This window comes from Flavobacterium sp. (assembly GCF_040402895.1).
GTDB lineage: Bacteria > Bacteroidota > Bacteroidia > Flavobacteriales > Flavobacteriaceae > Flavobacterium.
The window spans coordinates 396,551-408,826 of the sequence record NZ_JBBALR010000001.1 but is presented as its reverse complement, the minus strand read 5'-3'; the positions used below and the strand labels follow the sequence as shown (position 1 = coordinate 408,826).

The 12,276-nt window shown below is 32.9% G+C and carries 8 protein-coding genes; 4 read left to right on the top strand and 4 right to left on the bottom strand.

Going from position 1 to position 12,276, the window contains the following annotated elements:
- The first annotated feature begins 75 nt into the window (after positions 1 to 75).
- The 4 genes from rimM to ABWP60_RS01895 all read left to right on the top strand — a co-directional run bounded on the left by rimM (position 76) and on the right by ABWP60_RS01895 (position 3,527).
- Positions 76 to 603, top strand: coding sequence for a ribosome maturation factor RimM (gene rimM, locus ABWP60_RS01910; RefSeq protein ID WP_353147706.1), 528 nt, complete (start codon positions 76 to 78; stop codon positions 601 to 603).
- 53 nt (positions 604 to 656) lie between these two features.
- On the top strand, positions 657 to 1,370 hold the full coding sequence (locus ABWP60_RS01905) for a tRNA1(Val) (adenine(37)-N6)-methyltransferase (RefSeq protein WP_353147807.1): 714 nt from the start codon (positions 657 to 659) through the stop codon (positions 1,368 to 1,370).
- Positions 1,371 to 1,470: 100 nt separating this feature from the next.
- Positions 1,471 to 2,649 carry an acyl-CoA dehydrogenase family protein gene (locus ABWP60_RS01900; RefSeq protein WP_353147703.1) on the top strand — a complete coding sequence of 393 codons (1,179 nt, stop codon included), beginning with the start codon at positions 1,471 to 1,473 and terminating at the stop codon, positions 2,647 to 2,649.
- A 101-nt stretch (positions 2,650 to 2,750) separates the two neighbouring features.
- The gene (locus tag ABWP60_RS01895) at positions 2,751 to 3,527 is read left to right on the top strand and encodes a DUF3050 domain-containing protein (RefSeq protein WP_353147700.1); all 777 of its coding nucleotides are present in this window, start codon (positions 2,751 to 2,753) and stop codon (positions 3,525 to 3,527) included.
- Between the two features lie 60 nt (positions 3,528 to 3,587).
- Here the strand turns inward: ABWP60_RS01895 and ABWP60_RS01890 are convergent, their stop codons facing one another.
- From ABWP60_RS01890 to ABWP60_RS01875, 4 genes are read right to left on the bottom strand one after another with little or no spacing between them, the layout of a single operon-like run.
- Complete coding sequence (locus tag ABWP60_RS01890) at positions 3,588 to 6,431, bottom strand: alpha-amylase family glycosyl hydrolase (RefSeq protein ID WP_353147697.1); 2,844 nt, start codon at positions 6,429 to 6,431, stop codon at positions 3,588 to 3,590.
- Between the two features lie 54 nt (positions 6,432 to 6,485).
- Complete coding sequence (locus tag ABWP60_RS01885) at positions 6,486 to 7,532, bottom strand: SusE domain-containing protein (protein ID WP_353147695.1); 1,047 nt, start codon at positions 7,530 to 7,532, stop codon at positions 6,486 to 6,488.
- Positions 7,533 to 7,551: 19 nt separating this feature from the next.
- Entirely contained in the window at positions 7,552 to 9,150 is a 1,599-nt protein-coding gene (locus ABWP60_RS01880; RefSeq protein ID WP_353147692.1) for a RagB/SusD family nutrient uptake outer membrane protein, read from the bottom strand.
- Between the two features lie 10 nt (positions 9,151 to 9,160).
- A complete protein-coding gene (locus ABWP60_RS01875; RefSeq protein WP_353147689.1) occupies positions 9,161 to 12,184 on the bottom strand; it encodes a SusC/RagA family TonB-linked outer membrane protein in 3,024 nt (1,007 codons plus the stop codon).
- Positions 12,185 to 12,276 lie beyond the last annotated feature (92 nt).

The following is a 12,276-nucleotide window of genomic DNA, read 5'->3' as shown; positions in this document are numbered from 1 at the left end:
TGCAGAAGAAACTACAGAAGCGCCTGCTGCTGAAGAAAACAACGAAGAAAAAGAAGCTTAATATATACTGCGATAATGCGTAAAGATGAATGTTTCTATTTAGGCAAAATCGCTAAAAAATTTAGTTTCAAAGGGGAAGTACTTATCTTTTTAGATACAGACGAGCCTGAACTTTATCAAAATTTGGAATCAGTTTTTATTGAATACAATAAAAATCTGGTTCCATTTTTTATTGATAAATCATCCATTCATAGAGATAAATTTTTACGCGTTAAATTTGAAGATGTTGATACGGAGCTAGAAGCCGATAACATGAAAAATTTAGAAGTGTATTTACCTCTAACGATGTTACCAAAACTAGAAGGCAACAAGTTTTATTTTCACGAAATTATAGGTTTTAAAGTTACAGATCAACGTTTAGGCGATATTGGAACTGTTCATGCCATTTTGGATAATGCCGCACAACCCATCTTTGAAATTTTCAAAGGACAAAAACAAGTTTTAGTGCCTATGATTGATTCTTTTATTATTGAAGTCAATAGAAAAGAAAAAGAATTGGTTTTAAACACACCAATCGGCTTAGTGGATTTGTATTTGGAGTAGCAAAAAACTTCAACATTCAACATTCGTTACTCAATATTCATAATTAATTTATGATTTTTTCATTCAAACAATTCTCTATTCAACAAGAAAAATCTGCCATGAAAGTGGGAACAGATGCTGTTTTGTTGGGAGCTTGGACACCACTAATTAACCATCCCTACAACCTACTTGATATTGGCGCGGGTACAGGAATAATTTCGCTTATGTTAGCACAAAGAAGTTATGCCGAACAGATTGATGCAATTGAAATTGAAGAAAATGCCTACGAAGAATGTGTAGCTAATTTTGAAAATTCGCCTTGGGCAGACCGATTATTTTGCTATCATGCAGGTTTAGATGAATTTGTTGCTGAATTAGATGAAATTGAAGAAGAATATGACATCATTGTTTCCAATCCGCCATTTTATTCTGAAGATTATAAAACAGACAATACATCACGAGATTTAGCTCGTTTTACAGATGCATTACCTTTTGATGAATTAATAGAAGCAGCCTATTTGTTATTGTCAGAAAACGGAATATTTTCTGTGATTATTCCTTATTCGGTAGAAGAAAATTTTATCGCTTTAGCAAAACAATCGTTATTATTTCCTTTAAAAATTACTCGAGTCAAAGGTACGCCAACCTCAGAAATTAAAAGAAGTTTATTGGCATTTACTCGCATAGAACAAATTCCAGCTATTGATGAATTAGTTATAGAAACGGCGCGTCATCAATACACTCCAGAATACATTGAACTTACCAAAGATTTTTATTTGAAAATGTAAGTTTTAACTTTTGTTTTCTAATAAATTTAACAATTCAATTTACTTTTGTTAAAAAATAATTACTTTTGTAACTCAAAATGATTTTAAAAAATATTCATATATGAAACCAGATTTATTTCAATCACCTGATTATTATTTGTTAGACGATTTATTATCAGAAGAGCACAAATTAGTTCGTGATGCAGCAAGAGCTTGGGTAAAAAAAGAGGTTTCTCCAATTATTGAAGACTATGCGCAACGTGCTGAATTTCCAAAACAAATTGTAAAAGGACTAGGAGAAATTGGTGGTTTTGGGCCTTACATTCCAGTGGAATATGGAGGTGCAGGATTAGACCAAATTTCTTATGGTTTAATTATGCAAGAAATTGAAAGAGGCGATTCTGGTGTACGTTCTACTTCTTCTGTACAATCTTCATTAGTAATGTATCCTATTTGGAAATACGGTAACGAAGCACAACGAATGAAATATTTACCAAAATTAGCAACCGGTGAGTTTATTGGTTGTTTTGGTTTAACAGAACCTGATCACGGTTCAAATCCGGGTGGGATGACATCTAATTTTAAAGATATGGGCGACCATTATCTTTTAAATGGGGCTAAAATGTGGATTTCAAATGCACCTTTTGCTGATATTGCAGTAGTTTGGGCTAAAAATGAAGAAGGAAGAATTCACGGATTAATTGTAGAAAGAGGTATGGAAGGGTTTACCACTCCAGAAACACATAATAAATGGTCGTTACGGGCTTCTGCAACTGGGGAACTTATTTTTGACAATGTTAAAGTACCAAAAGAAAATTTATTACCAAATAAATCTGGACTTGGAGCACCGCTAGGATGTTTAGATTCAGCGCGTTATGGAATTGCTTGGGGTGCCATTGGCGCTGCTATGGATTGTTATGATACAGCTTTGCGTTATTCTAAAGAAAGAATTCAATTTGACAAACCAATTGGTGCAACACAATTACAACAAAAAAAATTGGCAGAAATGATTACAGAAATCACAAAAGCGCAATTATTAACTTGGAGACTAGGCGTTCTGAAAAATGAAGGTCTAGCTACAACTGCTCAAATTTCTATGGCGAAAAGAAATAATGTAGACATGGCTTTAACTATTGCTCGTGATGCCCGTCAAATGTTAGGCGGAATGGGAATTACTGGTGAATATTCAATTATGCGTCATATGATGAATTTAGAATCGGTTGTTACTTACGAAGGAACGCATGACATTCATTTGTTGATAACAGGAATGGATGTAACTGGTTTTCCTGCTTTCAAATAATTATTGATTAAACAATAAATAAAATTGATATAAAATGCTTCTCTATTTGGAGAAGCATTTTTACTTTTGTGCTACTATTATAAATATAAAAAACATCCGGGATGAACACGAATATTATAAGTACCAAAATTGAACCATTAAGACAAGAATTATTACATCATTCTTTGTACTCAAAAATTCAAACAATTGAAGATTTACATGTCTTTCTAACGCACCATGTTTATGCCGTTTGGGATTTTATGTCGTTGTTAAAAGGTTTGCAAATTCATTTAACTTCTGTTTCTATACCTTGGACCGCTTCTCCAAATCCTGAATTACGTTACTTAATTAATGAAATTGTGGTAGCAGAGGAATCAGATTTGACTTTAGATGGAACACGTCAAAGTCATTTTGAAATGTATTTAGATGCTATGAAAGAATGCGGCGCTACTACACAACCCGTTTTAGATTTTTTAGAACAAGTAGCAACTACAAAAAATGTTTTTGTGGCTATAAAAAATGCTAAGTTACCAGAAGAAGTTAAAGACTTTTTACATTTTTCATTTACTGTAATTGAAACAGGGCAACCTCATAAAATAGCGTCTGCCTTTACATTTGGTCGTGAAGATTTAATTCCGAATATGTTTACCGAGATCGTGAAACGTTTTCAGGAAAATTTACCAGAAACTAATTTATCTAAATTAATTTATTACTTTGAAAGACACATTGAATTAGACGCAGACGAACACGGTCCCATGGCTATGAAAATGATAGATTACTTGTGTGGTGATGATATTAAAAAATGGCAAGATGTAGAACAAGTTGCCCTAGAAGCATTAGAAAAAAGAATAGGATTGTGGAATGCTATTGAACATTTAGTTGTTCCAGAATTAGTATAATTCATATAGAATAAAAAAAGGTGTCTATTTAGACACCTTTTTTATTTGTAATTTTATTTCTTATTCCTTAATCAATTTCTTACTTACAGAAATTGAATCAGAATTTGTAATTTTTACAATATAAATTCCTTTAGCTAGGTTAGAAATATTTATTTCTTTGTTTGCCATACAATTATTTTCAGTTTGAATTAGTTGGCCTGTTAGTGAATAAATTTCTACTTTTTTAGCATCTACTGAAATTTGAAAAGCATTCATGGTAGGATTTGGATATAGTTCTACTTTAGAAATTGCTTCAAAACTATCATTAGCTAATGCTGCAGAAACTTGATTTCCAAAAATTCGGTATTCTCCTGGACCTAATGTAATTTGCATATTTGTTGCAGTTACATTTGTAGTTGTGTTATCCATTAAATTATACCATGTTCCAGTATATGGAAAATCTGCAGTAATACTTTGTGCTGCTACGGAATAGTTAGCTAAAATAACTACGTTTTTTAATTGCGAAGCAGGTAAGGCATTGTCATAGATATAAATTCTTTGTTTGATGTTGCTCCCATTTATACTAATAGCATAATCACCGTTAAAAACAGGATCATTTTTTTTCATTTTTATGAATTTTGCATAATCGGAATAAATGGAGCTTCTTGGTGAAGTGGTAAGCCAGTTTTCCACCCATTGTGGCTGTTGTTTTGTTGCTAATTTGCAATCGCCTGGTGTTGAATCAGAATCACTATTTACAGTACCATTTGTACAAGCAAAAATAGAATCGTCCATTCCTAATTCTTGAAAATGCCAAATCATTTTTGGGCCAGGAATTAATAAGCTAGTGGCGCCTATAGTTGCCATTCTGTTTAAGGTATTGTTTAAATTTCCACCAACAGGTGCTGTTCCTGCACTATTTCCATAAGTAAATGCTTGGTACATTAATCGGTCTTTATCATGACTTTCTGAATACCCAATTAAACGTTTTCCAGTAAATCCTCTACTTACGTGTCCCATTCTTGTAATGTCACCATTTGTAGAATATCCTAAAGCAAGTTGTTTATAAGGCTCGTATAATTCGCCCCACATCATAATTCCTTTGCCTTCAGATAACCTGTAATTAGCCCATTGTTGTTCTTCAGAATCAGAACCTAAATGTTCAAAAATATTATAAAAATTCCCATCTAAATTCCAAGTGTAATCTGCGTAATCTTTAAGTATTGCTACTCTATCCGCTTGATAGTTATTAGTACAATTTTGATCACTAGCTGTACAATTTTGTGTAAATCCTTTGGTTAAATCCCAACGAAAACCATCTATTTTAAATTCGGTTATCCAATGTTTAATGGTTTTTTTAACATATTCTTTTGTGTAATTTGAAGCATGATTAAAATCTTCACCTACACTATAACTATGTTTTGCTACGGTATTAAAGTAGGGATTTTCTGATGTTGGACTTCCCCAACCGTCTCCATCAGGATCATTCATCCACATTCTTACCATTGGGTTTCTTCCGAAGGCATGGTTAAAGGCAATATCTAATATTACAGCTATACCGTTTTGATGACATAAATCTACAAATTCTTTAAATTTATTTTTTGTCCCATAAAATTTATCTAATGCCATGTGATAGGCGGTGTTATAACCCCAACTTTCGTTTCCTTCAAATTCCATAACAGGCATTAATTCGATGGCGTTAACTCCTAAGTTTTTGAAATAATCGATTTTATCAATTAAGTCTTGATAATTTCTATCCGAATCAAAATCTCTTACAAGAACTTCATAGATAACTAATTTGTCTTTATTTGGTTTTGTAAAACTAGTATTTTGCCAAATATATGGACTTTGTCCTGTCTGCAAAACAGTAATTTCTCTATCTTGACCAATTGGATAAGCAGGAATATTAGGATAACTTCCAGATGGAATATATGGATCATCATATGAAGATAGGACCAAAGTGGAACATGGGTCTGCTGTTTTTACCATACTAGGTGAATTTGCAAGTGGTGTTGTATCGACTACCCAATATTGATATAAATATTCTGTTCCTGAAGTTAAGTTATTTAATTCTAACCAAAATTTCCCATTATTTGGATCTTTTTTCATGGCATAACTTGATGTAGGTTGCCAGTTATTAAAGGAGCCAGCTACATATACATAATCTTTTCCTGGTGCTTCTAAAACTAAAGTGGCTTTTGTAGCGTCCGTAGAATTATAATTTATTCCTATTTCTAAACCATTTGGTAAGGCTTGAGAAAGTATTCCAGGATTAATAATAGCACTAAATCTTTTATTATAAGTTGTGCCGTTTTGTGTTATTTGTAATTCATAATTTTTATTAGAAGTAATATTTACATCCGTATAGGAATAAGTTGCCCCTATTGAAGTATTTATATTAGTTCCGTTTGCAAATAAATTATAAGTGGCATTTCCATTTGTGTTATTGGCAGTAATTAGTAAGTTTTGCCCAGAATTTAATAATGTAGTGCTGTTTTCGTTGGGTGCGGTTAAGTTGGCTTGATAAGCGCCTACATTTAATTGCAAATCTACTGTTTGTTGTGCTCCAGTATCGCTTCTAAAAACAATATTGACTTTAGATATAGCGCCAGTAGTTACTGAGTAAAAATTTTGTAACGTAGGATTTAAATTTAATTTATAAATATTTCCAGAAACTAATGTTAAAGCGGGTTGTACGGCATTGTTCCCCCAGGTTCCAATTACATTTTGCCAGGCGTTTCCGTTTAAAGTTACTCCAGTATGCGCATAAATTGTGCCCGTATAAGAAGCTAAACCCGTACCCGTTTTATCGAAAAGAATTGTACCTGCCTGATTGGCTTCTGGAGTCACACCTCCTTGCCAAGAAACTTGTGAAAAAGAACTACAACTAATAAGCAGCAGTAAAAAAGAATAGATTTTTCTCATAAAATTAGGAAAAAAAAGGGCTGTAAACAGCCCTTAATTAATTTTGTTTTTTTATTACTGTATTGAATATGTGTATGCTCTTGGGTTGCTTAAGTCTAAGCTTACAAAGTAAGTTCCGGCAGCTGCAACTGATAAGTTTGGTCCGTCATAATTCATAGAACCATCTTGGTCGCTATCACCACCTAAATTAATTGTCCATGCATTATTAGCTCTGAATTTAAATTCACCTGCTGTTAAAGTTACGGTACCTTCCCATTTTTTTGTAGTTGAGTTGTAAGTTAAAGCTGTACTTGCTCCCCATCCACCTGGAGTTGCTGCACCAACAATACCCCAATTTGTTAATGTTTCGCTATAGGTTAATGAAGTTGTATTAGCTTGAATTCTGTAGTATCCTGCTGTAGCTGTACAGTCAGATTCTCCAGTTACTGCTAAAACTCCAGAGAATGAACCATTATCACCCCAATCTGTGTTTCCCCAGTTGTAATTTCCAGCTGAATCAGGTCCAACAAATTTATGTCCACCATTTAAATATACATATCCTTCGTAATCTGTTAACCCAAAACCTGAAGCAGCAATTTTAGGAGCTGATCCTGGATTCCATCCTTGGTGATTTCCAGGTACTGCTAATTTTGGTAATTCAGTTGTATAAGGTGTAACTAAATAAGTGATTACACTTGAATATTTAGTCATTTCAGCATTTGTTCCAATAGATGCTTTGATACGAATATCAACTCCTCCTTGTGTGTATGGAGTTAAACCTGCATCTACAACAGCACCATTTAATTCTTCTACAGTTACTGAAGCAAAAGTATTGTTAGTTGATGTAATGTCTGTAACATCAGCAAAACTAGAACCAGCTAACGAAACTTGTACCGTATAATCTATTGCTGTTGGCGTTCCAAAATTTGCCGCTTCCCAAGTTAATCCTAAAGCTGGATTAGTTGCATAATCTGGATCTAAAACCACACTACTACCTGAAGTTGGTGAAGTTATTCTAAAATCACCTGCTTCATTTACATACGCTAAGTTGCTTTCGTCTTCACATGAAGTCATTGCTAAAGCAACAAATATTGTTAAAATTGATTTAAATATATTTTTCATAATTCTAAAATTTTATTTATTAATAACCTGTGTTTTGTGTTAAATTAGGATTTGCTGATAAACTTAATGAAGGGATTGGGAATACTTTTAAGTGAGTCGGTAAAGCAATTCCATTAGAACCATTACCTTTCCATGCCCAGTTGTAGCTTCCTCCAACATATTTATTGAAACGAATTAAATCTTGTCTTCTATGTCCTTCCCAGTGTAATTCTCTTGCGCGTTCATCTAAGATGAAATCTAAAGTTAAATCTGCAGTAGATATATTTGCTGATGTACCGTTGTTTGCTCTTTCTCTTAAGTTGTTTACATAAGTAACAGCTTGTGTTGTTGAAGCATTTGTTGCGCCTCTTTTTGCACATTCAGCATACATTAAATACACATCAGCTAAACGGAATAAAGGAAAATCAGTATCTACAAAACCTTGATTTACTCCTGCAGCTCCGGTTGAAGTTTTGTTCGAATATTTTGCTAATACAAACCCTTGATCTCTATCTGCGATAGTCGTAATATCAATTGGTCTAGCACCAGAAATGATTGTTTTTCTTTCGTCTGAATTGAATGATGATCCGTTAAATTTTTGAACAAATTGTTTTCTTAAACGTAAAGCACCACCCCAGCCTCCAGAGCCAACACCCATTGCTGAGCCATTTTGTTCAATTGAACCTACTTGACCATTAATCATTACTGTTGTTGGGCCATAGTTTTGAGTTACGTTACCATCAGACTGTAATGAATAAATCATTTCAGTAGAAGTATGATTATCTGCAGTAAAGTTATGTAAGTAGTTTGCTTCTAAAGCATAACCACCACCGATAACATTATTACACATGGTAACACATTGGTCATATTTGTTTTGTCCAATATACACTTCAGCGTTTAAATACATTTTAGCTAAAATCATCCATGCGAATGCTTTATCTACTCTTCCGTATTCATTTGTTCTTGGTGCTTTTAAGTTTGGTACAATTGCATTTAATTCACTTTCAATAAATGTAAATAATTGTTCTCTGTTATATTCTGGACCAGCTTGTCCTACAACATCATTTTCAGTATTAAAAGCGGCTTTACCAAACATATCCATTAAGTGGTAGTATGCTAAAGCTCTTACCGCTCTTGCTTCATTTCTGTAATCAGAAATATCTGCTAAAAGTTGAGCATTAGTAACGCCACGACTGCTTAATTTTTCAGCAGTTGTCTGTCTTAAATATTCATTACAAAAAGCAACTTGTGCCATTGATCGTGCAAACATACCTAAAACTATAACATTGTTTGATGTCCAAGTATTTCTTTGAATTTCAGCAACACCAGGGTCATTTTCATAACTCCAAATTACTTCATCCGTACTTAGATTTTGTAAGTACCATAAACAACGACCGTATTGGCTTGTTCCTGCATCTAATCCGGAAATATTAGAAGAACCAGCTCCTGTCAATCCAGTTAACGATAAATTAGAATATACACCTGCAATTCCTTGTCTATATGATTCAGGTGTACTAAAAAATGCTTCCGTTAAGAAGATATCATCATCTTCTGGAATTACATTTAAGTCATCTGTACAAGAAGAAAATAGCATAGTGATTCCAAAGAATGCTATTAAATTTGTTTTAAAATTTTTCATAGTAATTATTTTAAAATTTAACATTTACACCTAACAAAAATTGTTCTTGTCTTGGATAAATAGTATTATCAATTCCTCCAAATACTTCAGGATCTAAACCAGAATATTTTGTGAAAAGTAAAAAGTTAGGATTTTGTAACCCAGCCGTAAATCTAATAGTAGATTTTCTAGTAGCTGTTTGTGGGAATGTGTATCCTAATGTAATATTATCTACTCTTAAGAATGAAGCATCTTCTATATAGTAATCAGAAAAAATTACATTGTTTCCTGAACTAGTAAAGTTACTATCAAATGTAGAACTTGGTACATTAGCAATTGTTCCTCCAACATCACTTAATAAATTAGTATAAGCGTTTGCTGAATTTACATTGTTATAATTTTTATTTCCTAAACTTGCTCTCATATTGAAAGATAAATCAACATTTTTGTAGCTCATGCTTGATTGGAAACCTAATAAAGCAGCAGGATCTGGATTATTAAAAATATATCTATCATTTTCATTTACAATATTATCCCCATTAATATCTGCAAAAGCTCCTTCAATAGGAGTTCCATCTAGATTATATAGTTGGTTATATACATAAAATGAATTTGGTGTCCATCCTTCGCTAAAAATTTGGATATTACCACCAGTACCACCACCAATACCACCAACAGCAACATTGTTTCCAGCTGGTAAACTTTTAATTCTTCTTTCAAATGTAGAAGCATTAAAGTTAACATTCCATTTGAAATTAGTATCTCTAAAAATATCTGCATTTACGTTAAACTCAATCCCTTTAGTTGTAAAACTTCCAAGGTTTTGTGGTCCTTTATTAGAGAAGTTAGAACCATCAGCAAATGGAGCATCAAAAAGTAAGTCTTCAGAAAGTTTGTAAAACACATCTACACTTCCAGAAATTCTGTTGTCCCAGAAACCATAATCAATACCTGCGTTGTAATTTGTAGTCTGCTCCCATTTTAATTGGTCGTTAAAAGCTAAAGGAGAACCTACTATAATAGGTGTGTTTCCAAAAGTATACTGAGAATCAGAATTACTAGTTTGATATCTTGGAATAAAGAAATCATTTACAAATAAATCTTGTTGACCAGTAACACCCCATCCTGCACGTAATTTCAAATCAGAAATTAAGTTACTTTCTTTGAAGAAATCTTTGTTTAGTTTCCATGCAAAAGAAGCTCCTGGGAAATTACCATATTTTTCAGACTTTGGAAATCTTGATGAGCCATCTTTTCTGTAAGATAACGAAATAATATATTTATCACTCCAAGTAAAGTTAGTTCTTCCAAAGAAACCTAATAAAACTAAATCTGGTGCCTTGTAAGTATCTTCGTTTCTGTTAGGGTTGAAACTATTTCCAGAATTATATCTAGTTTGTTCAAATTTTTGATACGAATAACCTGCCGTAGCATCTAAATCCAATTTACCGAATTTTTTTGCATAGTTTAAATATCCATCAAATAGTTTGTTTGTTAAATTAGATGAGTAAGACTCGTTTGTTCCTAATTTATTTGATTGAACGGTTCCATCTAATATACTAAATGCTACAGCAGAGTTTGGCAAAGTAATATTTGTACCTTTTCCTTCTGATTGATCTATACCCACATTCATAACCGCTCTTAATTCTGGTAAGAAGTGAAATTTGTAGTCTAATTGAACATTTCCAAAAAATCTATTCACATTTGATAAGCTATTATTTAAAAGTATGTTACCTACTGGATTTCTTGTTCCTCCTGATGCCAATTGATTTGTTGTAGTGCCAGGTGCTAAAAACTCAGTGTATCCACCCCAAGCAGCATTACCGCTCAATACAGGTTTTGTTGGATCCATTCTTAAAGCCGCACCAATTGGAGTTGCTGCAAATTTGTTTTTCTCGTTTGAGTAATTTGCATTAACATTTACTTTTAAGTGATTGTTTAAAAAACTTGGACTTAACGCTAAACCGAAGTTAGTTCTGTTAAATTTGTCAGTTAAAACCAATCCTTCTTGATACGTATTACTTGCAGTTACTCTAGTAGGAATCATGTTAAATAAACTTCCGCCTAAATTAATAGTATTTACAACGTAATCTGTTTTTCTGTAAATTTCATCTTGCCAATCGGTATTTGAAAGGATTCTTCCTTCAATTACACCTGGAGTTGCTAAATTATCAGTTAACGTTGATTTTGGATCATCTATACCTAATTGATTTGTTAAACTAGGAAAATTAGTTTCTATAGCTCTAACAAAATCCGTTGCGTTCAAAACGTCAACTTTTCTTTTGTTTTGTCCTGAACCGTATTGAAAATTGTATTCAACACTTAATTTTTTAGAACCTTTTTTTGTTGTAATTAATATTACACCATTAGAAGCTCTTGCTCCATAAATTGCAGTTGAGGCCGCATCTTTCAATACAGTCATAGACTCAATTGTAGTTGGATCAATAGTTGCCAAAAAGTTTCTTGATCCTGATGGTGTTCCTGCAGATGAATTTTGTAAAGGCAATCCATCAATAACAATTAAAGGTTCGTTATTAGCTGTTAAAGAAGCTCCACCTCTAATTCTGATCGCAGAACCAGAACCAGGTCCACCGCCAGTAGAAATTTGAACTCCAGCAACTCTACCATTTAATAAATTTTCAACAGTTGGTGTAGCACCTTTGTTAAAATCTTTCGCTGAAATTTGAGTTACTGCGCCTGTAGCGTCTTTTCTCTTAACTTTACCATAACCTACAACTACAACTTCTTCAATCCCTTGTCCTTCTTGTTCTAGAGAAATAGAAATGTTTTGTTGATTAGTGTAAGCAATAGTTTCTGTTTTAAATCCCAAGAATGAGAAAGAAACATTGTCTCCCGATTTCACATTTTTTAAAGTAAATGTTCCATCAGAATTTGTAAATGTTCCATTTGTTGTTCCAGTAATTGTTACTGAAACGCCAGACATAGCTTCTTTGCTAGTTGCGTCTGTTACTTTACCTGATAAGGTGTTTTGAGCCAAAACACTTAAGGGTAAAACGAGCATAAAAAACAGTAATTTTTTTAGCATTGTTTTCATACATTTTGTTTAAATTAATAGTCAGTTTTTTGCTTATATATTCACTTCAAAGGTTAAATTTATGTAAAAATTTCATTAATCAAAATCTATAC

What these genes read in the sequence shown, in the direction of transcription:
- ABWP60_RS01890 (WP_353147697.1), bottom strand. Translation starts at nt 6,431, where the DNA reads ATGAGAAAAATCTATTCTTTTTTACTGCTGCTTATTAGTTGTAGTTCT.
- ABWP60_RS01900 (WP_353147703.1), top strand. Translation starts at nt 1,471, where the DNA reads ATGAAACCAGATTTATTTCAATCACCTGATTATTATTTGTTAGACGAT.
- ABWP60_RS01895 (WP_353147700.1), top strand. Translation starts at nt 2,751, where the DNA reads ATGAACACGAATATTATAAGTACCAAAATTGAACCATTAAGACAAGAA.
- ABWP60_RS01880 (WP_353147692.1), bottom strand. Translation starts at nt 9,150, where the DNA reads ATGAAAAATTTTAAAACAAATTTAATAGCATTCTTTGGAATCACTATG.
- ABWP60_RS01875 (WP_353147689.1), bottom strand. Translation starts at nt 12,184, where the DNA reads ATGAAAACAATGCTAAAAAAATTACTGTTTTTTATGCTCGTTTTACCC.
- ABWP60_RS01885 (WP_353147695.1), bottom strand. Translation starts at nt 7,532, where the DNA reads ATGAAAAATATATTTAAATCAATTTTAACAATATTTGTTGCTTTAGCA.
- rimM (WP_353147706.1), top strand. Translation starts at nt 76, where the DNA reads ATGCGTAAAGATGAATGTTTCTATTTAGGCAAAATCGCTAAAAAATTT.